We start from the raw sequence: 25,709 nt of genomic DNA, 5'->3' as shown, positions 1-25,709 counted from the left end.
TTTATTCTTTTTATAATTGCTTGTCCATAGCGTTAATCACTTCACTTGCTTTTGTATAATCGTGTTGCATTTGAACATTTGAAAACGGGCTATAACGTGCCATTTCACAATTTTTCAATAATGAAATAAAACCTTCAGAAGTAACAGTATCTACCTTTTTTTCTTCTAATAATTCAGAAATTTTATCTTTACTAAATTCTGATGTTTCAATTTTAAGCTTAGCTTTTAAATAATTGTGTAAAGCTTTTTCTAAAGCAATATAAAACAACTCTTTGTTCCCTAATGATTTTTTAGCGGCAGATAAATATTTTCTTGATAATTTATTAGCTCTTCTAATTTTGTTGCCAGTTACATCATTACGTATAGCTTCTCTCTTTTTACCGAAAATAATTGCTATTGGAATTAATAATAATGGTAGTAATAACCACAAGAAATATGAAGTTGTATTAAAAAAGAAATTAGAATTTTTAGATTGTAAATTAGTTTTCAGCTTAATAAATTGAAACTGATCACCAGTTGTAATTACGGACTGTTTATCTTCTTTAGTGCTTGTGCTAGAAGCACTATTTAAAGGCCCATTTATTACATTAATTAAAATTTCATCAGATTTTAAGCTAACATACTTTCCTGTTTTAGGGTTAAAGTATGTGAATGAAATAGTAGGTATTGGGTATTTACCTTTGTATGATGGTACGATTGTATAGTTGTTTCTAACACTACCCGTCATACCGCTAATAGTAGTTCTTACATCTTCTTCAAATTCAGGTTCGTAAACCTCTAAAGAACTTGGTAAACTTGGTTCAGGTAATTGAAAAAGTTTTAAGTTTCCAGACCCACTTACTTCAACAGTTGCCTGTAATGACTCTGATGCATTTAAAGCTGTTTTGTTTGTTGTAACTGAAAATGTATATTCGCCAACGGCACCACTAAAGTTTTCAGGTTTATCTTTCGTAGGTAACGGCTTTACATTAATTGTTCTACTACCAGCAGATACATTTTTATTTGTTGATGTATATAATGGTCTACCAAAAAAGTCTCTTCTGCCTGATGGTACATCAACCGAAACTTCTAAGGATAATGGTTCAATATCTAACTTACCTGTTTTTTGAGGATATAAAACAACTCGTTTTAGAGTTACAAACTTGTATGGTTTTCCTTCGTATGTACCTTCTTCAATATTATATTGCTTTACAGGCATATCTTGACTCCAAAAATTATTGTATTTAGGGTTGTCAAGAGGTCTAAAATTACTAACGTTTATTGAGTTACTCACATATAGTTTGTAAACAACAGATACAGCTTCATTTAAATAAGGGTTTGCTTTTGATACTTCAGCAACTAAATGTAAATTATCGCCTGCAATTGATGAAGCGGAAGGTGGAGCGTTAGGGTCTTTTACTGCTGCAGTTACTAAAATATCTTTAGCTATAGATTTATATTCTTTTCCTTTTATAATTATGGAAGCTTGACCAATCGTATGTTTCCCTTGAGATGTTGGTACTAGAGTATAAGAATACGTTTTTGAGTAAGACCTAACACCGTTTACCCAAGAGTTTCTAATTGATTGAGCAGGACCCATAACAACATTAAATCCATTAAAATCAGGAGGTGTGAAATTATCGCCATCATAATTCATAGCAAAATCAACTCTCAGACGTTCGTTTAAACCTAATTTTGATTTACTTACAGACATGTCAAAGCTTACTTCATCGTCTTGCGCTTGTATTTGAAAAGCGAAAAACAATAAACATAGAAGTGCAATATTATTTTTTAATGTGAATTGCATTACCAATCTTTTTCGTTTTTGGTTTTTACTCCTTTTACTTTTTTAGCATCCATTTTTTCTTGTACTTTTTTCTCTTCGTTTTGCATTGCTTCTAAGAGATTTTGTACTTGCTGTGGGGATAATTGACTAGGTCTTTGTTCAGGTTTCCCTTCTCCTTTACCATCTTCAGGTTTGTCACCTTTATCTTTTTTGTCTTCCTTTTTATCTCCTTCTCCGTCTTTTTTATCTTCTTCTTTTTCGTCGCCTTTATCGCCTTCGTCTCCTTTATCTTTTTTATCTTCTTCTTTTTCGTCGCCCTTATCGCCTTCTTTGTCTTCTCCTTCTCCGTCTTTATTTTCTTCGTTTTCGTCTTTTTGGTCGTCCTTATTTTCCTGATCTTTGTTATCTTGATTCTGATCTTGATTTTTTTGGTCTTCCTCTTGCTGTTTTTTAAGCATTTCTTGTGCTAAAGCTAAATTGTAGCGAGTTTCTTCGTCTTTTGGGTCATTTCTTAAAGCTTGTTTATATGCTTCAACTGCTTTTTCGTATTGTTTTTCTTTCATAAAAACATTACCCATGTTGTGATAAGCTTTATGTTTTTCAACTTTGCTTGTTGCCAATTCTCCCGCTTGTTTGTATCGAGAAAAAGCTTCATTGTATGTTTCGTTTAAATAATATGCGTTTCCTAAATTGTAAGGTGCTACAGCGTTTTCGTTGCTTAAAGAAATAGCTTTTCTATAATCGGCTTCGGCATTTACAAAATCTTTTTCTGATAATGCCTTATTACCATCCCAGGTATAATTTTTAGATTCTTGTAATTCTTTTAAACGTTGCTCTTCTTGTTCTTCTTTAGTTTGTTGAGCGTTCGTAAAACTTGCAACAAGAAGTAGTAGTACTGATACAATATTTTTCATGTTACTTATTTTTCTTTTCGTTAAATAAATTAAGTTTTCTAAGCCATTTTGTTTTTCTGTCTAAAACAAAAACATCAATAAATAGTATTAAAAATCCGAAAGCTACAAACCATTGAAATTGGTCTTTATATTCAGCAAATTGCTTAGCTTCAAACTCTTTTTTATCCATTTGATTTAGCTTGTCTTTTATATAATTAACGGCTTCTTTTGTATTATCACCATTAACATATTCTCCATTACCTTCTTGAGCAATTTCTTTTAGTATAGCTTCATTTAACTTGGTAATTACGACATCACCATTCATATCTTTCTTTAGGCTTTCAACAACGCCATTTCTTTTTAGCGGTATTGGAGCACCTTTAGTTTTTCCAACACCTATTGTATAAACTCGAATACCTTCTTCAACAGCTTTTTCAATTGCTGCATCTGTAGTCCCTTCCGCATGATCTTCGCCATCAGAAATTATAAAAAGAACTCGGTTGGTTTGTTGGTCATCATCAAAATATGTTGAAGCTAAATTTACAGCTTCATTAATTGCTGTGCCTTGTGATGAAAGCATGTCAGTATTCATACTTTGCAAAAACATTTTTGCAGCACCATAATCTGTAGTAATTGGTAATTGCGGGTATGCTTGTGCGGCATATGCAATAATACCAATACGGTCACTTCCTAGTTGATTGATAATTTCAGAAACTAAACGTTTTCCTTTTTCCAATCTATTTGGCGCAATATCTTCAGCAAGCATACTTTTTGAAACATCGACAGCAAAAACTATATCAACACCTTCTCTTTTTACTGTTTCAAGTTTTGTGCCAATTTTAGGGTTTACAAGACCAATTATTAATAATGATAAACCTATTAGGAATAGAATAAGCTTAAGTGTAGATTTAAATATAGATTTGTTTGGTGTTAGCCTTTTTAGAAGTGCTAAATCACCAAATTTTTTCTGTGTGCTACGCTTCCATAATTGTAATAGTACAAAAAGCACCACAACAACAGGGATGATGAACAACAAATAAAAATATATTTTTTCTTCTAATTGAATCATTTTACTTCTTCGTCTTTTCCTAAATAAAACTTCTAAAAATAGTGTTACGCAATACCCATTCAATAACTAATAACAACCCTGCTATTAATAACCACACACGGTATTTTTCTTCGTATTTAGTATACTTAAACTCTTCTATTTCAGTTTTTTCTAACTTATTAATTTCGTCGTAAATATCTTGTAAGCTTTCATTATCGGTAGCTCTAAAGTACGTTCCTCCAGTAGCTTCTGCTATAGTTTCAAGAAGTTCTTCGTCTATTTCTACGGGGCGCATTCCGTACCTAAATGAACCATCATTATTATAAGCTATTGGCGATAATGCATTGCCGTTTGTACCCAAACCAATAGTATATGTTTTTATGCCATATTCTACAGCCAGTTCTGCAGCAGTCTGTGGTTCTATAAAACCAGAATTGTTTACACCATCAGTAAGTAGAATTATAACTTTACTTATCGCTTTACTTTCTTTTAATCTGTTAACTGATGTAGCCAGTCCCATACCAATTGCAGTACCATCTTCAAGAGTACCATATGTAATTTCACTTAATGAATTTAATACGATAGACTTATCACTTGTAATTGGAGTTTTGGTATAGCTTTCACCTGCATACGCAACTAAACCTATTCTGTCACTTGGGCGTTCTTTAATAAAATTACCGGCTACTTTTTTTAGCGCAGCTAATCGGTTTGGTTTTAAGTCACGGGCGAGCATACTTGATGATACATCTATTGAAATAACAATATCAATACCACTAGTTGTTTTTGTTTGTGTTGAAACATCTTCAGTTTGTGGCCTTGCTAAAGCTACTATTATTGAGGCCAATGCCAATATGCGTAGTGCAAATAATAATGGTTTTAACTTAGGCAAAAGACTATCTGTTGAAAACCCTTTTATTGAGGCAATTTTTAAAGATGACGTTTCATTTTTTCGCTTAAATATATACCAAACCACAGCCAATGGAAGTAGTAAAAACAACCAAAAAAATTCTGGATTAGCAAATTCTATATTATTCAGCATTTTTTATTCTGTTTTAACTTCTACACTAGTTATTATGCGATTTACAATTTCTTCGGCATAGGTGTCGCCATCTAACCAAGTTAATAATACTTGTTGTTGAAAACCTTTGCCTGCAAAAGTTAATATGGTGTACTTTCCATTTACTAGTTCATCAGAACCAGGTACTTTAAACATTCCTGAGCCGTAAGATTTTAATCCTTTAACGCCTGATTTTGTAATAAATTCTTCAGATTTAGTGGTGATATTTTTAGCACCTTTGCTTTCTAAATCTTTTAAGAATAAATCTACAGACTGCTCAATATTAGGTTCAATTTCTTGTTTTAAAGTAGTTGATGTAACGCCAATACTAAAAAGATCTAAAGCACTGTTGTAAAAGAACATTTGATATTCTTTAATACTCGCTTTTGCTTCAGCAGGTAATTCTATTTTCTGACGTAGTAATACTTTAGGTGTTTCAATACTTATTGGTGGATAACCGTAAGAACTCGCTACCCAATCACTCTCTAATAGTTCTTTAGTTGGGTGACCAAATACTGTGTCTTTTATATAATTAAAACCAAAATATTTAATACATACACCTAATGCTATAACCACTATTGAGGCTATCGTAATAATAGTAATATTAACTTTTCTACGTTGCTTTTTGCGTTCTAATTCTTCAAGGTATTCTTCACGCTGTAACAACTCTTCTTCTGTTGGTGGAGGAATAGCATCTTTAGTTTTAGTGACAATATTTTCTATAGATTTTCTGTCTTGTTCAGCAATAGACGTGTCTGGTTTTGATTTAGCGAACTTCACTAAATCAGATGTTTGTAATATTCTCTTAAATTGATTTAAAGTATCATCATCAATTTTTAAGTTTCCAGCATCTTTAAGCATTTCTAACTTTTCAATAAGCTGGTCTGTTGTACTTTCTAATGCCGAAATATGAACATCTTCCTCTAAATAAGAACGAACAATATCAGTTAATTCAGAATAATACTGTTTGTATTCATCTTGAATTAAATATTTAGAATTCTCTAATTTTTTAAGTTCAAGCATTGCACGATCGTACGGTGGTAATAAAGCAACTTTTTCTTCTTCAGTAAGGGTCTTTTTTCGCCAAACGAACCAATAAAGTAATCCACCAATTATAGCAAGTGCTATAATAACACCTAAAACCCATGCCCATGGAAATGTACTCGTTTTTTCAACATTAGTAATGTCTTTTATATCGTACATTTTTTGAGCCAATGTATCAACAACTAGAGTATTTACATCTATTCGAAGGGAGTCTGTAAAAAACGGTTTTTCGTTAATTGTAATTTGTTGTCGTGGTAAAGTATATGAACCCGAATCAAATTGTGTTAAAGCGTACTTTTTAATTAAAGTAAATTTTGCATCTTCTTTAATGGTGTCGGTGGCAAAAGATTCCACCATTTCTAATGGTGCAAATGTCTGTCCTTCAGGGAAAATAACATTATCAGTTTCGCTTGCCTCAACATTTACGATAAAGTTTATTTGTTCACCTATTTTTATTGAACTAACATCTACTTCTGATTTTACGGTTTGTGAAAAACCGAAAGTTGTAGTGAAAATTAGGCATAGAAAAGTTAATCGTTTAAATAACGATTTTATATTTCTCAGCTTTAATTTTTCATAATTACTATTCATTATCCTCTTCGCTTAAAATAGCCTAATAATTTTTTTACGTAGCTCTCGTCAACACGACAGCTTAAAGTACCACAACCAGATTTTGAAAATGTACTTTGAAAATAGTTTACACGTTCTTGGTAATATTTACTATAGTTCTGTCGTACTGTTTTTGATTGTGTGTTTACTAATTGAAGTTCTCCAGTTTCTGTATCTTCCATTTGTACCATTCCAATATTAGGTATGGTTTCTTCACGTTCATCATAAATACGAATACCTGTAACATCGTGTTTTTTACCAGTAATTCTTAAGGTTTGTAAATAATCATCTGTTATAAAATCAGACAATACAAATACAATTGCTTTTTTCTTAAGTATATTGGTTAAATACTTTAATGCTACTGCTAAATCAGTTTTTTTACTTTTAGGTTTGAACTCTATGAGTTCTCTAATAATGCGTAATACATGACTTTTTCCTTTTTTAGGAGGAATAAAAAGTTCTACTTGATCAGAGAATAAGAGTACTCCAATTTTATCATTATTCTGTAATGCAGAAAAAGCTAAAGTTGCAGCAATTTCAGTAATAATTTCATTTTTAAATTGGTTGCTACTACCAAATATTTCAGAGCCACTAACATCTACCATAAGCATCATGGTAAGTTCGCGTTCTTCTTCAAAAACTTTAATATAAGGTTCGTTGTAACGTGCAGTAACGTTCCAATCAATCGCACGAACATCATCACCAAATTGGTATTGGCGTACTTCGCTAAACGTCATACCACGACCTTTAAAGGTAGAGTGATATTCCCCACCAAAAACATGGTCGGAAAGACGACGTGTCTTTATCTCAATTTTGCGAACTTTTTTTAATAAATCTTTGGTATCCATTTTGGTCTCTCTCGACCCTCTTTCAAAATACTAAGAAAAAGGACTTTTATAAACTTTAGTTTTAGCACCCAGTTGATCAAACACTTTTCTGATTATTGAAAAGTGTTTTTTTTAAATATTTATGGTACTTCAATTTCGTTTACAATCTTACTAATGATTTCTTCTGAAGTTATGTTTTCAGCTTCAGCTTCATAAGTAATACCAATTCTATGTCTTAAAACATCATAAACCACAGCTCTCACATCTTCAGGAACTACATAACCTCTTCTTTTAATAAAGGCATAACATTTAGCGGCATTTGCTAAGTTAATACTACCTCTAGGAGAAGCACCGAAGCTAATAAGTGGTTTTAAATCTTCTAATTTATATTTTTCAGGGTAACGTGTAGCAAAAATAATATCAAGAATATACTTCTCAATTTTCTCATCCATGTAAACTTGTTTAACTGCTTTTTGAGCACTTAAAATTTGTTCTACACTTACTACAGGTTTTACTTGCTCATAACTTCCAGTCAAGTTTTGACGCATAATTAATTGTTCCTCTGTTAATTTAGGATAATCAATTACTGTTTTTAACATAAAACGGTCAACCTGAGCTTCAGGTAATGGGTAAGTACCTTCTTGTTCAACAGGGTTTTGTGTTGCCATTACTAAAAATGGCTTATCAAGTACAAAAGTTTTTTCACCAATAGTCACTTGTTTTTCTTGCATTGCTTCTAAAAGTGCTGACTGTACCTTTGCTGGTGCTCTGTTTATCTCATCTGCAAGAACGAAGTTTGCAAAAATTGGACCTTTTTTAATAGAAAAATCATTGTCTTTCATATTATATATCATGGTACCAACAACATCGGCAGGCAATAAATCTGGTGTAAATTGTATTCTGCTAAAACTACCTTTAACAGCTTTAGATAATGTATTAATGGCAAGTGTTTTTGCTAAACCAGGCACACCTTCTAATAAAATATGACCTTGACCGAGTAAACCAATTAATAAACGTTCAACCATATGTTTTTGACCAACAATTACTTTGTTCATCTCTAACATTAATAAATCAATAAACGCACTTTCTTGAGCAATTTTCTCGTTAATAGCACTAATATCGATTGAAGTATTTTCTTCCATATGTTTTATTTATTTGGACAAGCTAACAATTTGTATCGCAAATTGAAAATTTATTTAGATATCAGCTGTTAACAATTGGTTAAAACTTAGCTTAATCAATTCGTTTTGTGACTGTTTTAAGGGATTAATTTTATAATTTCACAAATATGTAACAATATGTACAACTTTTTTTGAAATCTTCTAGAAGATTGTTAGTATTACATAATATGAAGAACAAAAATAAAACAGCCTTTATCACTGGTGCTACTAGTGGTATTGGCGAAGCAACTGCAAAATTATTCGCGTCAAATGGTATTAACCTTATTTTATGCGGAAGAAGAAAAGAAAAACTTGAAGTTTTACAAAAAGAATTAAGTGATAAAACTGAAGTTTATATTTTAAGTTTTGATATAAAAAATAAAAAAGCTGTTTTTGAAGCTGTTGAATCATTACCAAAAGAATTTTCTGAGATTGATATTTTAATTAACAATGCGGGTAATGCACACGGGTTAGAACCAATTAATGAAGGTGATACAGATGATTGGGATGCCATGATAGATATCAACGTAAAAGGGTTACTGTATGTTTCTAAGGCAATTGCACCTAAAATGGTTGAAAAAAAATCAGGACATATTATAAATATCGGTTCTACTGCTGCTAAAGAGGTGTACCCGAATGGTGGAGTTTATTGTGCTACAAAACATGCTGTTGATGCACTTAATCAAGCAATGCGAATAGATTTGCATAAACATGGAATTAGAGTTGGTGCTGTTCACCCAGGTTTGGTTGAAACTGAATTTAGTAAAGTTCGTTTTAAAGGTGATGAGTCTCGTGCCGATAATGTGTATAAAGGTTTTGACCCGCTAACACCAGAAGATATTGCTGATGTTGTACATTTTGTTGTCACACGGCCATACTATGTGAATATTACCGATTTAGTAATCGTACCGAATGCACAAGCAACTGCTACTATTTTGACCAAAGAATAATGATAAATAAGCGCCTTCTTGTAAAAAGCCTTTTAGCACATAATGACGAGAATAGTTTTTATGATAAAAAAAGGTTTATCTCTATTGGTGAAAAAGAGGGGAAGGCGAAATTTTTAAAGCATGTATGTGCTTTAGCAAATAGCAACCCTAAAAACAATTCATTTATTGTTATTGGTGTAGAAGATGAGGATAATAAAATTGTTGGGGTTGATTTTTTTGATGATAGTAAAATACAAAATTTAGTAAATGCCTATTTAGATCACCCTCCCATAATTTCTTATGAAAACATACCTTTTCCTGATCTTTCGGAAGGTAAAGTTGTGGGTTTGGTAACTATAAAATCAACTGGTAAAATTTGTTCACTTCGTAAGAATATTTGGAAATATTATGGAGGATCTGTTTTTTTTAGAGAAGGCAGTATAAGCCTACCGAAGGTTTTTGATATTGAGTTGAAAGATATAAATTCTGATGCTGTTGCAACAATTGAATTACACGCTCGTAATAATATAGAGTTAACCCTTGATGGTGTTGTAGATTTTATAAATAACAGACATAAAAACTTAACGAGTGAATACAGGGTTTTTAAAGAACAGTTTGTCGTTTGTTGGGCAGGAAAAAGAAAAAAAGTTAAAAATGAATATTACTACTCAAGGGTTGATATTGAGTTGATTAACGAACAGGTAAAACTTTTTTATTCCGCCTTAGATGAAATTACAATAACATACGATGATCACTCATTTACTACAGTAGAATATGTGCAATTAGGTTTAGGGAAGCGTCAAAAATATTATCCTTTAGAAAAGGTCGTAATTACTTTTCAAAGCAATGGAACGTACCAAATACAAAGTAATTTAATTTTTGAAGCGCCAGAATATGATAAGAAATCGTTGTATCATATTTATAATTCTAATGGGTTTTTAATTGAAAAAATTAAGAAAGAAGCACCCCTTACTGATAATGAAAAATTAGATTTTCAAAATTTACCAGCAACCTATTTAATTTGCTTTTTAAATGGTTTTGAAGAAGCTAAAGATAGGTTAGAGGAGTCTCGTTTTTTAATTAAGGCATATGATGAAAAAGTGTATCATTCTCTAAAAGAATCTCTGCGAATTCTGCGTAAAGTCAAATACAATTAAGATCGGTTTTCTATAGTCATTAATCGCAGTTAAAGTTAATTCTACTTTAAAATATTGCCCTTTATATTGTCGTATTTTAAGATAATAGGTATCTTGAAGAAAAATATTAAAACACAAACCAAAATGGGAATATTTGACGAAATTAAAAAGAAATTAAGCCATGAGTTTATTGATATTATTGAATGGCTTGATAATACTGATGATACTATTGTTTATAGGTTTGAAAGATTTCAGAATGAAATCAAAAATAATGCAAAATTAATTGTTCGTGAAGGGCAAACTGCTGTGTTTATTAATGAAGGCCAATTAGCAGATGTTTTTACACCAGGTACATATACTTTGAATACACAAAATTTACCAATTTTAACAACCTTAAAAGGTTGGAAATATGGTTTTAACAGTCCGTTTAAAGCAGAGGTGTATTTTGTAAATACAACCTTATTTACTGATGAAAAATGGGGAACTAAAAATGCGGTTATTTTAAATGATGAACGCTTCGGGCTTACTGAAATTAGAGCTTTTGGTACTTATAGTTTTAAAATCCAAGATGCAGGTAAATTTGTAGTTGATGTTGTTGGTACAGATGGTAATTTTACAAACTACGAAGTAAATGAGCATTTAAAAAGCTTAATTGTAACTCGTTTTACTGATACTGTTGGTGAAGCAAATTTGCCCATTGAATTATACGCAGCAAATACAACCGAATTATCAGAAACTTGCCAAGAGGTGATGCAACCAGAATTTGGAAGAGTTGGTATTTTGTTAGAGCGTTTTTATATTGAAAACGTATCAATGCCTGAAGAACTCAAAAAAGAAATTTTTGAATACAGTAGGCTTGATAAATTAGATTTAAATAAGCTTACCCAATTTAAAACAGCAAAGGCTATTGAGCAGGCTGCTCAAAATGAAGGAGGTACAGCTGGCGCAGGAATGGGCATGGGAATGGGTTTTGCCTTAGCGCAACAAATGGGAGGTATGATGAGCCCGCAAGCGGCACAACAACCTATTCATAATGTGCAACAATCCACAGTACCACCACCAATTCCCACACAAGTAATGTATCATTATGCTTCTAACGGCACTCAAATGGGACCTGTAACTTTTGATAAGTTGAAGGAGCTTTTTGCTAATCGTACCATAAATAAAGATTCGTTAATCTGGAAACAAGGTATGGCAAATTGGGGAGCTTTAAAAGATGTTGAAGAGCTTAAGGTGTTTTTAGGCGGTAATACACCACCACCTTTACCTGTATAATCATTTAAATATAAAATTGTAAACATAACCACACTTGTGTAGTTATAAAAACTGGTGTTATACCAAAAATGGAAAAAACTTTTTCATCTGAAAATAAAAAATCATGCTCAAATTGTGGTGCAGAACTAAAATTTAAACCTGGTTCTGATCAATTAAAATGTGAGTATTGTGGTTATGAAGAGTTTATAGAACAAGCTAAAACTAGTTTTGAAGAGTTAGAGCTTGACCACTATTTAAAAGTTGTTGGTGAAAATGCGTATACTGAAACTATAGATTTGCTTCATTGTAAAAACTGTGGGGCAAATCAACACGTTGAAGAAAACTATAAATCGCTGGCCTGTATTTATTGTAGCGAACCTCTGATTAGAGAAGATGTTGAAAAAGAGGGTTGGATATTACCCGGCGCCTTAGTTCCGTTTCAATTAGATGCTAAAAGGGCAAAATCAATTTTTAAAACTTGGGTAAATGGTTTGTGGTTTGCACCTAATAAACTTAAAAAAGCAGCTTTAGATGCTGAAGGGTTGCATGGTGTTTATATTCCGCATTGGACTTTTGATGCTAATTTATTTGCAACATATCAAGGTCAAAGAGGTGATTATTATTATGAAAATCAACGTTATAAAACGAAAAACGGAACACAAACTAGACAGGTTAGAAAAACGAGATGGTCAAGTGCTTCGGGTTCTGTTGATGGTTTTATTGACGATATTTTAATTAATGCATCAGAAAAGAAGCAAAGAGATTTGCCTGCTAAAATTGCTAAATGGAATTTGAGTGATTTGGTTGTTTTTAATTCTAACTACCTTTCTGGTTTTGTGACTGAAAAATATACAATTTCATTAAAAGATGGACATCACCAATCATTTCAAGAAGCAAAAAATATTGCTTATAGTTGGATTAAAAGAGATATTGGTGGTGACACACAACGCGTTTCAAATGCAAATATCAAATTATCTGATGAAACATTTAAACACATTTTAGTGCCTGCTTATATAAGTTCATACAGGTATTCAGGTAAAGAATATCGTTTTTATATTAACGGTCAAACAGGAGTAATTAGTGGTGTTAGGCCATATTCTTTCTGGAAAATATTCTTTTTAATAGTATTTTTAGTAATAATAATCGGAGTTATTAGCATTTTTGCACAATCATGAGAACATTAGCAATAGGAGATATCCATTCAGGATTAAGGGCATTACAACAAGTATTAGAAAAGGCCAATGTAACAACCGAAGATCATCTGATTTTTTTAGGAGATTATGTTGATGGCTGGAGTGATGCTTCTGAAACAATAAGTTTTTTAATAGCATTAAATACTACTCATAATTGTACTTTTATTAGGGGTAATCACGATGAGTTGTGCAGGGCTTGGTTAGAAGAAGGTAAAGATAATCCCCAATGGTTTCAGCACGGAGGTGAAGCTACAATGAATTCATATTTAAAATTAGACGATAAAACAAAACAATTACATATTGGTTTTTATACTAGTTTAGAAAATTATTTTTTAGATGATAAAAACCGTTTGTTTCTTCATGCAGGTTTTACTAACTTAAAGGGAGTAGAATTTGAATATTTTAAAAAGACTTTTTATTGGGATAGAACTTTATGGGAAATGGTATTGTGTTTAAATTCAAAATTAGCTACTGAAGACCCTTTCTACCCAAAAAGATTATTAAACTATTCAGAAATTTATATTGGACACACGCCAGTAACAAGAATAGGAAAAACGACACCTCAGAACGCAGGTAATGTTTGGAATATAGATACGGGTGCGGCTTTTAAAGGACCATTATCAATTATTAATGTGGATACTAAAGAAGTGTGGCAAAGTGATCCTGTTTATACTTTTTATTCAGATGAGAAGGGTAGAAATTAGTACAATTTAAAAAGTAAGCCAATTTTTAGAGGAATTGGGCTATTATAACGAACTTTGAAAAAAAATAATTATGTCAGCAAAAAATATTAGAATAGAAGTTATGCGGGCAATTGAGCATAAAGTTTCTGATTTTATTGATCAGTTTCTTATTCCAATTGAAGACATTTGGCAACCAACAGATTTTTTGCCAGATTCGCAAAGCGACGGATTTTTAGATGCTGTAAAGCAAATACAAGAAGAATCAAAAGAGCTCGGTTACGATTTTTGGGTAACTATGGTTGCAGATACTATTACTGAAGAAGCATTGCCTACATACGAGTCTTGGTTAATGGATGTTGAAGGTGTAGATCAGCATGGAGAAAATAAACGTAACGGTTGGGCAAAATGGGTTCGTAATTGGACAGCTGAAGAAAACCGTCATGGCGATGTTTTAAATAAATACTTATACCTTTCTGGTAGAGTAAATATGAAAGAAGTTGAAATTACAACGCAGCATTTAATTGCTGATGGTTTTGATATTGGTACCGATAGAGACCCGTACAAAAACTTTGTTTATACTTCTTTTCAAGAATTAGCAACAAACATATCGCACAAGCGTGTAGGGCAAATGGCTAAAAAGAAAGGGAATGTTCTATTAGGTAAAATGTGTACTATTATTGCTGGAGATGAAATGCGTCACCACTTAGCGTATAGAGAGTTTGTAAAATCTATTTTTGAGCATGACCCTAATCAAATGATGTTAGCTTTTGCTGATATGATGAAAAAGAAAATAGTTATGCCTGCACATTTTTTACGTGAATCTGGAGGAACAATAGGTACAGCTTTTGAAAACTTTTCAAATTGTGCACAACGCTTAGGTGTTTATACTGCGATGGATTATATAGACATTTTGAAAAAGTTAAATGCGTATTGGCAATTAGATAATATTAGAAGTTTAAATGACGATGGCGAACGTGCTAGAGATTATTTAATGAAACTTCCATCTCGTTTAGAGCGTATTGCTACACGTATGAAACATCCAGAAGATGATTATCAATTTAAATGGGTTGATGCAAACGGAAGGTTGTAAAACTAAAACTTAAGTATACAAAAAAGGTTCGCTATTATGGCGAACCTTTTTGTTTTTAATCTTATTGGTACAGTTTATAATTTACCATGATCGTGTTCATCTTGCCATTTTACTAATTCGGTCCATTTACCTTCATAACACATCTTAGATTGTAGTGGCCATGACGCAGGATTGTGAATTTTGTATCTAGGTCCGCCAGTATCAAGTATGGCTTGGCATTCGGCTACAGTTGCTTCTGAAAGTTTTTTCCAGGTTTTAATGCCATTTTCCTTGAACATGCCTTCGATTTTAGGACCAATACCCTCAACAAGTTTTAGATCATCTTCTTTAATGGTTTTTCCAAAGGCTAATTTTGCCGCAGAACCATCAAAAGGAATAGCAATTACAGGAGCAGCAAAAGATGTTACAGGAGTTTCAGCAACTGGTGGAGGTGTGGCCAATTTTAGTTTACAAGCAGCTAAATCACTCTCAAGGCCTAAACTTTTGTCTTTGCAAAGTTTTAAATCAGCTTCGAGCTTAGCATTTTTGTCATTACATATTTTAAGGTCTTCAGAATTATCAATTGTTGTACTTCCCGAAAGGCGGCCTATTAAGTACCCAAGAATTCCACAGATTATACCTACTAAAGCAGGAATGATCCAGCACCAAATGTTTAAATTTTCAAAGTTCATTATTTATAGTTTATTAGGGTTTATTATTTTAGTGTTACGATAGTTCTTCTATTTTGGCTACGACCTTCAGGAGTATCATTTGTAGCAATAGGGCTATCAGGTCCTTCTGAAGATGTTGTAATTTTAGCTTCAGAAATCCCATTATTTATTAAGTATGATTTTGTAAAATCTGCTCTATCTAACCCTAGTTTTATATTATTTGCACGTACTCCTTGATTATCAGTATGACCGATAATTGAACATGAGGCATCATCAACTTTATCAAGGTACCTTGATATGTTTGCAATTTTTTGACGTTGTTCTGTAGATAGGTTTATAGAAGCTTCTCCTGTTTGAAAATGAAGAACTAGAGGATCAGCAACAATTTGATCATGTAGTGCTTTTAATTCGTCTTTAAGGTCTTCAGTCTCTCCTGATATACTATAAGCAACTGGACCAAAGAAAACATTTTCTGCGGAAGGTATAAAACTATCCTTTAATTCTTCATTGATATTTATAGAGTGAGAAGGAATCCCTTTATTAACAATATAATTTTTAACGGCATTTGCTCTAGCAAAACCTAAATTTGGGAAAACAGATTTATTTTCCTCACTACTGGTATAATACCCTGTAATGTTAAATGCTTTATTAGTATTCTCATTCAAGTATTTTTTTAGATTATTAATTTCATTTTCTACATTTTCAGCAAGTGGTAATAAAATTGCTGAAGATGATGCTTTAAAGTTAAAATTGTCATTAACATTTACATTGTAATCACCATCTTTAAAGGCAAATGGATATGAAGTGGCTTTTGGTTCGTCTTCAATAGCTGTTTCCTCAATTAAAACCTCTTCTTCTATTTTCGAGCCATTGCATGAGCTACAACATGTCCAATAAAAATAGGTTCCTACTAGAATGGTAAGTATAATACCTAGTAGATACTGTGCTTTTTTAGTCATTGATATTTATGATTTAGTGTTAGTTATAGCAAAGTATTAAAAAAACTTTAAAATGTTAAAGTTTTTCACATTAAATCTTCATTATCAATTGAATAAGATGTTAAAATTTAAGAAATACTGATTTTTTCATCAAATTCTTTCCATTTATACAGTATTTGCTACCATCGGTACTAAATATTTACAAACCAGACTTTTATTTATAATATTTGAGAAAGAATAATGAAAAGACCTTTTTTTCTCCCTACAAAGTTATGGCATTGAATGAGGGTTTTATTCTGGCAAAAGTAATATTTGCTTAGTTTTTATTATACCCACAATGCGTATATAACTGTACACCTGTGGGTATTTTAGCTTTTATAAGTCAAACTTTATACCTTGGGCAAGTGGTAAATCAGCTGTATAGTTAATTGTATTTGTCTGTCTTCTCATATAAACTTTCCAAGCATCAGAGCCAGATTCTCTTCCGCCACCAGTTTCTTTTTCTCCACCAAATGCGCCTCCAATCTCAGCACCCGATGTTCCAATATTTACATTCGCAATACCACAATCACTACCATTTGTAGATAAAAATAATTCAGCCTCACGTAAATTATTTGTCATAATTGCTGATGATAAACCTTGAGCGACTCCATTTTGTAATTTAATAGCATCAGTTACATCACCATTGTATTTTATAAGATATAATATTGGTGCAAAAGTTTCGTGTTGAACAATACTAAAATTGTTTTCTGCTTCAGCAATTGCAGGTTTTACATAACAACCACTTTCAAATCCATTACCCTCTAAAACACCACCTTCAACAATAATTTTACCACCTTGTTCTACAACGGCATCTAAAGCTTTTTGATACATGGTTACGGCTTTAGTATCTATAATTGGCCCTACATGGTTATTTTCATCTAAAGGATTACCAATTTTTAATTGCTTGTAAGCATCAACCACCGCATTTTTTACTTGATTGTAAATACTTTCATGTATAATTAATCTTCTTGTTGAGGTACAACGTTGACCTGCTGTACCAACTGCCCCAAATACAGCACCGATAACAGTCATTTTAATATCAGCATCTGGTGTAACAATAATGGCATTATTACCGCCAAGTTCTAATAAAGACTTCCCTAATCTTCCAGCTACTGTTTGTGCAACAGCTTTTCCCATTCTAGTAGAACCTGTAGCAGATATTAAAGGTATACGATTATCATTTGTTATAAATTCGCCAACGGTTGAATCGCCATTTATTAAACAAGAAATACCTTCAGGTAAATTATTCTCTTTTAAAACTTCTGCTATAATATTTTGGCAAGCAATACCACATAAAGGTGTTTTTTCTGAAGGTTTCCAAATACAAACATCACCACAAATCCATGCTAAAGCAGTATTCCAAGCCCAAACTGCAACTGGAAAGTTAAAAGCAGAAATAATACCGACAACACCTAAGGAGTGATATTGTTCATACATTCTATGTCCAGGTCTCTCCGAATGCATGGTTAAACCATGTAATTGTCTTGATAATCCAACAGCAAAATCACAGATATCAATCATTTCTTGAACTTCGCCTAAACCTTCTTGGTATGATTTTCCCATTTCATAGGAAACAAGTTTACCTAAAGACTCTTTATAAATTCTTAGTTTTTCACCAAACTGTCGTACAATTTCTCCACGTAATGGGGCTGGTTTAGTTCTCCACTCTTTATAAGCTATTGTTGCAGTTTGTATTACATTTTCATAATCAGCTTTAGTGGTTGTAGTTACTTTTCCAATTTTAGCACCATCTACTGGTGAATTAGAAGTTATTTCATATCCTCCGCCAAAACTTTTTAAACCTGTAGAGGTTCCATTATTTATATCTTTAATTCCTAATGCAGATAAAGCATTATTTATACCAAATTCGGTAGCTGTTTTTGACATTTTAAAACTCTTTAATCGTTAAAGGTTGTATTTTGAGTAAAGTTATGGATAAACTATTTACGTAATAATTATTAGAGTAATAGTAAAATTATACCAAGTGAAGCGGGTATAGTTTGCACAAATAGTATTTTCTTTTCTATTGTAAGAGCTCCGTAAATTCCAGCAATAGCAACGCAACATAAAAAAAAGAGAGCAATATTATGTTGCCATTCTAGATTAGTAATAAAAAAAGTCCAAATTAAACCTGCAGCTAAAAAACCGTTGTATAAACCTTGGTTTGCGGCCATTGCTTTTGTAGGTTCAAACAAGTCTTTTGGGAAACTACTAAACACTTTTTTACCTTTAGTTGTCCAGGCAAACATTTCAAAATACAAGATATAAGTATGCAACAAAGCTATAAAGCCAATTATTATTTTGAGAGCTATATTCATAATTTAATTTTTAGCAATAAATCGTTCGTCAACAGGCATAACAGTGCCGCAGTTTGAGCAGGTTCTTAATTCTTCTGATGAATAAAAGTGCTTAAAATGTGCTAAAAAATCTTTTTCTATGTCGTTAAGTGTAAAATAGGCTTCATACAATTTGTGATTACAATTGTCACAAAACCAAAGTAAACCATCATCAATTTTCATATGGTTTCTCTTTCTTTCAATAACTAAACCCATGCTATTTTCATGTCTAACGGGTGAGTGGGGTACTTTAGCAGGGTGTAAATACATATCACCAGGACCAAGTTTCATCGTTTTTTTCTCTCCATCTTCTTGTATATGAACTTCAATATTACCCTCTAGTTGGTAGAATAATTCTTCAGTTTCGTTATAATGATAATCTTTGCGAGCATTAGGCCCGGCAACAATCATAACAATATAATCACCAGATTCTTTATAAAGGTTTTTATTTCCAACAGGGGGCTTTAGTAAATCTCTATTTTCGGATATCCATTTTGTAAGATTAAAAGGAGGAGCAGTTGCCATAATTAACATTTTTACGAAAGTTAAAAAATATCAATCTATTTTACGAAGAAAATAACAGAAAGTATTTAAATAGCTTATTTGTTATTTTGTACTAATGGCTGAATGTGTAAAATTACTTTCTATACTTTTTGTATGTGTTGAGCTTTCTAGCCAAGAATTTAAAGTTTCTTTATATGCTTTGTTATTTTTTGTAAAATATTTGGGTGAAATATAACTTTCCTAATTCATCTTTTTTCACACTTACTGCCGTATGGGTAAAATCGCCATCTATTGCATTTCTATGTTCTTCACTACTATACCATCTTTCAAAAGCAATTTTTGCAGTTTCATAATTTTTAGCCACATTTTCAGATACAGCTAAAGCATTATCTTCATTTGATACATTTGAAGCTCTTGAACTAAAATTGTCGTGGTTTATGTCACCCATTGCTATCATATAATCAGTATGCTCATTAGCATATTTATAGGCTATATCGCTGTATGATAAAGTGTCAAAACCTTCGTCTGATCTATGTTGATTAATAATAATTAGTAACTCTTCTTCTACTGTAATAGCATTCTCAGATTCTATTATTACTGTATCTTCTATTCCCTCTTTGCCACAAGAGCTAATTATCAATACAAATAAAACCAAGAGTGCATAATGCATCCTCATTTTCATAATGTTCTATTTGTAAGTAGGATAAGAATTGAAAAATAGGGGTTTTTCGGGATCTTTTCGATTACTATCGATGTTCTAAATTTAGAAATTTTATGATAAAAAACTGTTAAAAGAAGTTTTATTTTAGATTAACTACATATTTAATAGATTAAGAGAGAAAATACTTGGTAATTAAATAAGAAAAATACTACTTACTAAAATATTTATTTCTTACTTCAATTAAATCAATGTTATGTTTTATTTTTAGTATAATAAATATCCCTGTTTTCAGTTACAAATAAGAATAACAAACCAACTAGCTTTACAATTTTAAAAACCATTACATGAAAATTAGAACACTTTTATCAATTTTTGCATTTCTTTTAATAAATATAGGTTGTAAAGATAAATCTACTTCTGTTGAAAATCAAACAGATAACCTCAATCAATATCAAGAATATATAGTTGAAGCTACACATGGTATTATATCTTCAAAAAGTGATGTTCGAGTAGTTTTTAAAAACCCTATTGAATTTTGGAGTAAAGGTGATGAGTTATCAAGTGATTTATTTGAAATATCACCAAATGTATCAGGTAAAGTTGTCGCTCTTAATAATAGAACTATTGCATTTGTACCCAACGATAAGTTTAAACAAAATACAACTTATGAATTTACTTTAGATTTAGAAGCCATTATTGAAAATGTACCTGATGAATTTGAAACCTTGGTGTTTGTAGTTAAAACTTTAGAACAACAATTTAGTGTAAATACAAATGCATTACAGTCGTACTCAAAAGAATATCAATATATAGACGGACAAATACGCAGTGCAGATGTACTTGATTTAGAAGTTGTGAAAAAACTTCTAACCATAGAACAAAAAGGGAAAAATATTCCTGTAAAATTTGACAACTCAGTACAAGAAGGAAATCTTTTTCAGTTTAAAATAGATAGTATTACACGTTATGAGGAAGATAGTAAATTAAATCTTACTTGGGACGGGAGTGGACATGATATTAATAGTAAAGGAGAAAATAGTATAGTTATCCCTGGTAAAAACAATTTTACCGTTCTTGATGCTGTGGTTGAAAATGGCACAAAACCGGTATTGCTTATTAATTTTTCAGACCCTATTAAAAAAGGTCAAAATCTTAAAGGATTGGTAGTTTTAGAAGGTGATAGTAGATTAAAATTTTCAGTTGACGGTAACACTCTAAAAGCTTACCCTTCTACTGAGATTAATGGTACTGTTCTTTTAGAAGTTTTTGATGGTATACAAAGTGTAGACGGTTACAAACTTAAAAGTAAGTTTGAAGAACGTATTGCTTTTGAACAAATAAAACCAGAGGTAAGGTTACTATCTAACGGTACCATATTACCATCGTCTAATAATTTAAAAATTAATTTTGAAGCCGTAAATCTTAAATATGTTGATGTTTCAGTACTACGTATTTATGAGAATAATGTGTTACAATTTCTCCAAGATAATAACTTAAATGGGAATACATATATTAAAAAAGTTGGTCGACCGGTTGCTACTAAAAGACTAGAATTACAAAATAATTTGTCAGTTAATAACGGTAAATGGCAATCTCATGCTTTAGATTTAAAATCGTTAATCACACCTGAAAAAGGTGCTATTTATCGAGTTGAATTCTCGTATAAACCTTCATATAGTTCTTATAAGTGTGAAGAGACTAATTTTGAAACAGAAGTAGCTACCTCTGAAAATTATGACGAGGAAACAGAAGATAGCTCTTGGGATAATGCTGAAGATTATTATGATGAATATGGTTATTATGATTATAGCTGGAGTGAAAGAGAAAACCCATGTAACACCTCATATTACTATGACAAAAAAGTAAGTATAAATGTCTTAGCTTCTGATTTAGGCTTAACTATAAAAAAAGGCTTAAATAAAAGTTATTTTGTCGCAGTAAGTGATATAGTTAGTACTGCTCCTGTTGAAGGCGCAAATGTTACATTTTACAATTACCAACAACAATCTTTGGGTACAGTAACTACTGATACTAACGGAACCTCTTTTTTTGATGCAGAAAATAACCAAGCCTATTTTGCTGTTGCAGAAAATAACGGACAAAAAACATATGTGAAATTAAATGATGGTAATGTATTATCAGTAAGTAAATTTGATGTTTCTGGTGTACGTTTACAAAAAGGAATAAAAGGTTTTATTTATGCTGAGCGGGGAGTTTGGAGGCCAGGAGATCAAATATTTTTATCATTTATGTTGAATGATAATGCTAACAAATTACCTGCAAATCATCCCGTAAAACTTGAGTTGATGGATCCGTATAATAAAGTGGTGCATCAAGAAGTAAAAACTATAGGAGTAAATAATGTATACAATTTTAATTTAAAAACTGGCGAAAATGATCCAACTGGTAATTGGTTGGTAAAAATTTCTGTAGGTGGCGCTTCATTTACAAAAACCTTAAAAATAGAAACAATAAAGCCTAACAGGTTAAAAATAAAATCTGATTTTGGAACATCAATTTTAAGTGGTTCAAAACCCATAAAAGGAGCCATGGAAGTGAAATGGTTACATGGTGCTATTGCTAAGAATTTAAAGGCAGATATAGCAGCTAAGTTTAACCCTAAAATAACAACTTTTAAAACATTTCCTGGTTATATATTTGATGATCCCACACGTAAATTTTCAACTGAAGAGCAAGTTGTTTTTGATGGTGAAATAAACGAAGAGGGTAAAGCTAATTTTAGTATAAACCCAGAATTAGATGGTAATGCACCAGGCATGCTAACAGCTGCATTTGTAACTAAGGTTTACGAAAATGGAGGTGATTTTAGTACTGATGTATTTACAAAACCGTATTCGCCGTACACTACTTATGTTGGTTTAAATGCACCAAAAGGAGATAAGACGAGAGGAATGTTACTTACTGATGTAAAACACAAGTTTGAAGTAGTAACTGTTGATAAATATGGGAACCCGAGAGCTAATGAAAACCTAAAAGTTTCTATTTACAAGGTGAACTGGAGATGGTGGTGGGACACTTCTGAAGATAATTTATCATCATACAATAGTAGTGAATATCGTGAAGCTGTATTTGAGAAAAATATAATTACAGGTTCAAACGGAAAGGGAACTTTTGAGTTTGAGTTGAAGTATCCTGACTGGGGAAGATACCTTGTTCGAGTTGAAGATAAAAATGGCGGCCACGCAACAGGTAAAGCTGTTTATATAGATTGGCCAGGATGGGCAGGAAAATCTCGTAAAAATGATCCTTCTGCAGCTACAATGTTATTGTTTTCTACAGATAAAGAAAAGTATAATGTTGGTGAAAAAGCTACGATAACTTTTCCAAGTTCAGAAGGTGGTAGAGCTTTGGTTACTGTTGAAAATGGTAGTGAGGTTTTAGAATCACTTTGGATAGAAACTACAAAAGGTGAAACCAAGTTTGAATTGCCAATTAGTGAGTTGTACACACCAAATGTATATATTAACATAGCATTGTTGCAACCTCATGCATCTACATTAAACGATTCGCCAATACGTATGTATGGTGTAGTTGGTATAGGTGTTGAAAACCCAAGTACAAGGTTAGACCCTCAAATTAAAATGCCTGATGTTTTACGTCCTGAACAAAGCATAACTGTTAAAGTTAGTGAGAAAAATAAAAAAGCAATGACCTACACAATCGCAATAGTTGATGAGGGACTTTTAGATTTAACTCGCTTTAAAACACCAAATGCTTGGTCAACATTTTATGCTCGCGAAGCACTAGGTGTAAAAACATGGGATATATACGATGATATAATTGGAGCATATGGGGGCAAAATAAATCAAGTATTTGCCATTGGTGGTGATGATGATTTAGCAGGAGCTAAAAATAAAAAAGCAAATAGGTTTGAACCAATGGTGGTGCATTTAGGTCCTTTTTCATTGGAAAAAGGGGAGTCTAAATCACATAAAATCAATATACCTAAATATGTAGGTTCAGTTAGAACAATGGTTATTGCAGGTGATGCAACAAATGAGGCATATGGTAAAGCGGAAAAAACAACACCGGTTCGTAAACCTTTAATGATATTAGCATCATTACCACGTAAAATTACTCCGGGTGAAAAAGTAACCTTGCCTGTAACTGTTTTTGCAATGGAGAAAAAAGTGAAAAATGTCACTATAAAAATTAAAAATGATAAAGCATTTACTGTTTCTGGTGATGCAATAAAGACGTTAAGATTTGATCAACCAGATGAAAAAATGGTATATTTTAATTTAAATGTTAGCGATTTTAAAGGTATAGGTAAAGTAATTGTTGAAGCTTCTGGTGGCGGTGAAAAAGCATCATTTGAGATTCCTATTGATGTAGTGAATCCGAATGTAAAAACATCAGAAATTCAAGATTTTGTCTTAGATGCAAACTCTAGTCAAATGGTAAACTTAGAAACGTTTGGTATTTCAGGTAGTAATACCGCAAGTATTGAGTTTTCTACGTTACCACCTATGAGTTTTAATGGTAGAATGCAATATCTAATTCGTTACCCTCATGGTTGTGTTGAGCAAACCACTTCTGCTGCTTTTCCTCAATTATATTTAAGTGATATTTTTGATTTAACTGCAAAAAAGAAAAAAGAAGTTCAAAATAATATTGAAAATGCGATAAAACGTTTAGGAAGTTTCCAAAGGCCAAATGGTGGGTTATCATATTGGCCAGGCCAAAGTTCTACTAATGACTGGGGAACAACTTATGCTGGGCATTTTTTATTAGAGGCGGAGAAAAAAGGTTTTGTAATGCCAATTTCTTTTAAAGCCAATTGGGTTAAATTTCAACAGAATGTATCTAAGCAATGGCGCTCAGGGCAAACACCAGATTTAGCTCAAGCATATCGTTTATATACGCTAGCACTTTCTGGTAATGCCGATGTTGCTTCTATGAACCGCTTGAGAGAAACGAGTAATATTTCAGATGAAGCTAAATTTAGATTAGCAGCAGCCTATGGATTAATTGGTCAGGCGAGTGTTGCAAAAGAAGTGTTAAGCACAGCTAAGGTTGATGGTGATTCTTATAAATACAACTATTACACCTACGGTTCTTCAGAAAGAAATAGTGCTATGGCTTTAGAAACGCATATTTTATTAAACAATAAAATAAAAGCTCAAGAAGTAGCTAAAAGTGTTGCTTCTAACTTAAAAGCAGAAAAATGGATGAGTACCCAAAGTACTGCCTATAGTTTATTAGCCATTGGTAAGTTTGCCAAAATGGTTGGAGGAAAAGGAATAAAAGCATCTGTAGTTGTCAATGGGGGAAAAGTAAGTGTAAATACTTCAAAAACATTAGCTAATAGAGAACTGAAAATTAAAAAAGGTTCTAATGTCATTGAGATTAAAAATTTAGAAGATAATATGCTCTATACTAGTGTAATTAATAATGGAATACTTCCGGTAGGCCAAGAAAAGCCAAGTGTCTTAAACCTATCGGTTATGTCTAATTTTATAAATAGAAACGGTAATCGTATAAATATAACAAGTTTAAATCAAGGAACCGACTTTGTTGCTGAAGTTACTATTAAGAACTCAACAAATAGTCCGATAAAGAATATCGCGCTAACGGAAATTTTCCCAAGTGGTTGGGAAATTGTAAATACTCGCTTTACAGACTTCGGTAATTTTGCACAAAATGATGTGACGTATACAGATTTGCGTGATGACCGAGTGAACTTCTATTTTGATTTAGGAAAATACGAATCTAAAACATTCAGAATACTATTAAATGCTTCATATTTAGGGGAATATTATTTACCTGGTATACAAGCAGAAGCCATGTATGATAATGATTATAGAATAAGAACTAAAGGACAATGGGTTAAAGTTGTTCAGTAAACAATAAAGAGGAATGATTGTAA

At 32.0% G+C, this 25,709-nt stretch carries 20 protein-coding genes; 7 read left to right on the top strand and 13 right to left on the bottom strand.

Annotation, left to right across the window (positions count from 1 at the left end; genetic code table 11):
• Positions 1 to 10 precede the first annotated feature (10 nt).
• From KO500_RS04820 to KO500_RS04790, 7 genes are all read right to left on the bottom strand, one after another.
• Entirely contained in the window at positions 11 to 1,786 is a 1,776-nt protein-coding gene (locus KO500_RS04820) for a BatD family protein (protein ID WP_215955367.1), read from the bottom strand.
• Positions 1,786 to 2,679, bottom strand: coding sequence for a tetratricopeptide repeat protein (locus KO500_RS04815; protein WP_215955366.1), 894 nt, complete (start codon positions 2,677 to 2,679; stop codon positions 1,786 to 1,788). The genes KO500_RS04820 and KO500_RS04815 overlap by 1 nt, the downstream gene beginning before the upstream one ends.
• A 1-nt stretch (position 2,680) precedes the next feature.
• Positions 2,681 to 3,727 (bottom strand): VWA domain-containing protein, encoded by a 1,047-nt coding sequence (locus tag KO500_RS04810; RefSeq protein WP_215955365.1) that lies wholly within the window; start codon positions 3,725 to 3,727, stop codon positions 2,681 to 2,683.
• Positions 3,728 to 3,746: 19 nt separating this feature from the next.
• Complete coding sequence (locus tag KO500_RS04805; protein ID WP_215955364.1) at positions 3,747 to 4,745, bottom strand: vWA domain-containing protein; 999 nt, start codon at positions 4,743 to 4,745, stop codon at positions 3,747 to 3,749.
• Positions 4,746 to 4,748: 3 nt separating this feature from the next.
• Positions 4,749 to 6,398, bottom strand: a complete 1,650-nt coding sequence (locus tag KO500_RS04800) for a BatD family protein (RefSeq protein ID WP_252732423.1) — start codon at positions 6,396 to 6,398, stop codon at positions 4,749 to 4,751.
• Positions 6,398 to 7,264 (bottom strand): DUF58 domain-containing protein, encoded by an 867-nt coding sequence (locus KO500_RS04795; protein WP_215955363.1) that lies wholly within the window; start codon positions 7,262 to 7,264, stop codon positions 6,398 to 6,400. The genes KO500_RS04800 and KO500_RS04795 overlap by 1 nt, the downstream gene beginning before the upstream one ends.
• 119 nt (positions 7,265 to 7,383) lie before the next feature.
• A complete protein-coding gene (locus KO500_RS04790; RefSeq protein ID WP_215955362.1) occupies positions 7,384 to 8,385 on the bottom strand; it encodes an AAA family ATPase in 1,002 nt (333 codons plus the stop codon).
• Between the two features lie 206 nt (positions 8,386 to 8,591).
• Here KO500_RS04790 and KO500_RS04785 point away from each other — a divergent pair, with 206 nt between their 5' ends.
• From KO500_RS04785 to KO500_RS04760, 6 genes are all read left to right on the top strand, one after another.
• Positions 8,592 to 9,353, top strand: a complete 762-nt coding sequence (locus KO500_RS04785) for an SDR family NAD(P)-dependent oxidoreductase (protein ID WP_215955361.1) — start codon at positions 8,592 to 8,594, stop codon at positions 9,351 to 9,353.
• Entirely contained in the window at positions 9,353 to 10,489 is a 1,137-nt protein-coding gene (locus KO500_RS04780; RefSeq protein WP_215955360.1) for an ATP-binding protein, read from the top strand. Before KO500_RS04785 ends, KO500_RS04780 begins: the two co-directional genes overlap by 1 nt.
• Positions 10,490 to 10,612: 123 nt before the next feature.
• On the top strand, positions 10,613 to 11,743 hold the full coding sequence (locus KO500_RS04775) for an SPFH domain-containing protein (RefSeq protein ID WP_215955359.1): 1,131 nt from the start codon (positions 10,613 to 10,615) through the stop codon (positions 11,741 to 11,743).
• A 68-nt stretch (positions 11,744 to 11,811) separates the two neighbouring features.
• Positions 11,812 to 12,897: a DNA helicase PriA gene (locus tag KO500_RS04770; RefSeq protein WP_215955358.1), complete on the top strand. Its 1,086-nt coding sequence runs from the start codon at positions 11,812 to 11,814 to the stop codon at positions 12,895 to 12,897.
• The gene (locus tag KO500_RS04765) at positions 12,894 to 13,619 is read left to right on the top strand and encodes a metallophosphoesterase (RefSeq protein ID WP_215955357.1); all 726 of its coding nucleotides are present in this window, start codon (positions 12,894 to 12,896) and stop codon (positions 13,617 to 13,619) included. The genes KO500_RS04770 and KO500_RS04765 overlap by 4 nt, the downstream gene beginning before the upstream one ends.
• A gap of 70 nt (positions 13,620 to 13,689) precedes the next feature.
• Positions 13,690 to 14,688, top strand: a complete 999-nt coding sequence (locus tag KO500_RS04760) for an acyl-ACP desaturase (RefSeq protein WP_215955356.1) — start codon at positions 13,690 to 13,692, stop codon at positions 14,686 to 14,688.
• Between the two features lie 74 nt (positions 14,689 to 14,762).
• Here KO500_RS04760 and KO500_RS04755 read toward each other — a convergent pair whose 3' ends face one another.
• The 6 genes from KO500_RS04755 to KO500_RS04730 all read right to left on the bottom strand — a co-directional run bounded on the left by KO500_RS04755 (position 14,763) and on the right by KO500_RS04730 (position 19,840).
• Positions 14,763 to 15,359, bottom strand: a complete 597-nt coding sequence (locus KO500_RS04755; protein ID WP_215955355.1) for a hypothetical protein — start codon at positions 15,357 to 15,359, stop codon at positions 14,763 to 14,765.
• A 23-nt stretch (positions 15,360 to 15,382) separates the two neighbouring features.
• On the bottom strand, positions 15,383 to 16,297 hold the full coding sequence (locus tag KO500_RS04750; protein WP_215955354.1) for an OmpA family protein: 915 nt from the start codon (positions 16,295 to 16,297) through the stop codon (positions 15,383 to 15,385).
• Positions 16,298 to 16,651: 354 nt separating this feature from the next.
• Positions 16,652 to 18,205 carry an L-piperidine-6-carboxylate dehydrogenase gene (gene amaB / locus KO500_RS04745; protein WP_215955353.1) on the bottom strand — a complete coding sequence of 518 codons (1,554 nt, stop codon included), beginning with the start codon at positions 18,203 to 18,205 and terminating at the stop codon, positions 16,652 to 16,654.
• Between the two features lie 71 nt (positions 18,206 to 18,276).
• Positions 18,277 to 18,636, bottom strand: a complete 360-nt coding sequence (locus KO500_RS04740; protein WP_215955352.1) for a DUF1304 domain-containing protein — start codon at positions 18,634 to 18,636, stop codon at positions 18,277 to 18,279.
• Positions 18,637 to 18,639: 3 nt separating this feature from the next.
• Positions 18,640 to 19,179 (bottom strand): 3-hydroxyanthranilate 3,4-dioxygenase, encoded by a 540-nt coding sequence (locus tag KO500_RS04735; protein ID WP_215955351.1) that lies wholly within the window; start codon positions 19,177 to 19,179, stop codon positions 18,640 to 18,642.
• Between the two features lie 181 nt (positions 19,180 to 19,360).
• The gene (locus KO500_RS04730; RefSeq protein WP_215955350.1) at positions 19,361 to 19,840 is read right to left on the bottom strand and encodes a CAP domain-containing protein; all 480 of its coding nucleotides are present in this window, start codon (positions 19,838 to 19,840) and stop codon (positions 19,361 to 19,363) included.
• Between the two features lie 323 nt (positions 19,841 to 20,163).
• On the opposite strand from KO500_RS04730, the gene KO500_RS04725 reads away from it, so the two are divergent.
• Positions 20,164 to 25,686: an alpha-2-macroglobulin family protein gene (locus KO500_RS04725; RefSeq protein WP_215955349.1), complete on the top strand. Its 5,523-nt coding sequence runs from the start codon at positions 20,164 to 20,166 to the stop codon at positions 25,684 to 25,686.
• Positions 25,687 to 25,709 lie beyond the last annotated feature (23 nt).

The organism is Cellulophaga baltica, assembly GCF_018861125.1.
Classification (GTDB): domain Bacteria; phylum Bacteroidota; class Bacteroidia; order Flavobacteriales; family Flavobacteriaceae; genus Cellulophaga; species Cellulophaga baltica_A.
This window is presented reverse-complemented; position numbering and strand designations above follow the sequence as displayed.

What these genes read in the sequence shown, in the direction of transcription:
- KO500_RS04750 (WP_215955354.1), bottom strand. Translation starts at nt 16,297, where the DNA reads ATGACTAAAAAAGCACAGTATCTACTAGGTATTATACTTACCATTCTA.
- KO500_RS04780 (WP_215955360.1), top strand. Translation starts at nt 9,353, where the DNA reads ATGATAAATAAGCGCCTTCTTGTAAAAAGCCTTTTAGCACATAATGAC.
- KO500_RS04795 (WP_215955363.1), bottom strand. Translation starts at nt 7,264, where the DNA reads ATGGATACCAAAGATTTATTAAAAAAAGTTCGCAAAATTGAGATAAAG.
- KO500_RS04770 (WP_215955358.1), top strand. Translation starts at nt 11,812, where the DNA reads ATGGAAAAAACTTTTTCATCTGAAAATAAAAAATCATGCTCAAATTGT.
- amaB (WP_215955353.1), bottom strand. Translation starts at nt 18,205, where the DNA reads ATGTCAAAAACAGCTACCGAATTTGGTATAAATAATGCTTTATCTGCA.
- KO500_RS04820 (WP_215955367.1), bottom strand. Translation starts at nt 1,786, where the DNA reads ATGCAATTCACATTAAAAAATAATATTGCACTTCTATGTTTATTGTTT.
- KO500_RS04755 (WP_215955355.1), bottom strand. Translation starts at nt 15,359, where the DNA reads ATGAACTTTGAAAATTTAAACATTTGGTGCTGGATCATTCCTGCTTTA.
- KO500_RS04810 (WP_215955365.1), bottom strand. Translation starts at nt 3,727, where the DNA reads ATGATTCAATTAGAAGAAAAAATATATTTTTATTTGTTGTTCATCATC.
- KO500_RS04805 (WP_215955364.1), bottom strand. Translation starts at nt 4,745, where the DNA reads ATGCTGAATAATATAGAATTTGCTAATCCAGAATTTTTTTGGTTGTTT.
- KO500_RS04790 (WP_215955362.1), bottom strand. Translation starts at nt 8,385, where the DNA reads ATGGAAGAAAATACTTCAATCGATATTAGTGCTATTAACGAGAAAATT.
- KO500_RS04730 (WP_215955350.1), bottom strand. Translation starts at nt 19,840, where the DNA reads ATGAAAATGAGGATGCATTATGCACTCTTGGTTTTATTTGTATTGATA.
- KO500_RS04725 (WP_215955349.1), top strand. Translation starts at nt 20,164, where the DNA reads ATGAAAATTAGAACACTTTTATCAATTTTTGCATTTCTTTTAATAAAT.
- KO500_RS04775 (WP_215955359.1), top strand. Translation starts at nt 10,613, where the DNA reads ATGGGAATATTTGACGAAATTAAAAAGAAATTAAGCCATGAGTTTATT.
- KO500_RS04785 (WP_215955361.1), top strand. Translation starts at nt 8,592, where the DNA reads ATGAAGAACAAAAATAAAACAGCCTTTATCACTGGTGCTACTAGTGGT.
- KO500_RS04760 (WP_215955356.1), top strand. Translation starts at nt 13,690, where the DNA reads ATGTCAGCAAAAAATATTAGAATAGAAGTTATGCGGGCAATTGAGCAT.
- KO500_RS04740 (WP_215955352.1), bottom strand. Translation starts at nt 18,636, where the DNA reads ATGAATATAGCTCTCAAAATAATAATTGGCTTTATAGCTTTGTTGCAT.
- KO500_RS04735 (WP_215955351.1), bottom strand. Translation starts at nt 19,179, where the DNA reads ATGGCAACTGCTCCTCCTTTTAATCTTACAAAATGGATATCCGAAAAT.
- KO500_RS04815 (WP_215955366.1), bottom strand. Translation starts at nt 2,679, where the DNA reads ATGAAAAATATTGTATCAGTACTACTACTTCTTGTTGCAAGTTTTACG.
- KO500_RS04765 (WP_215955357.1), top strand. Translation starts at nt 12,894, where the DNA reads ATGAGAACATTAGCAATAGGAGATATCCATTCAGGATTAAGGGCATTA.
- KO500_RS04800 (WP_252732423.1), bottom strand. Translation starts at nt 6,398, where the DNA reads ATGAATAGTAATTATGAAAAATTAAAGCTGAGAAATATAAAATCGTTA.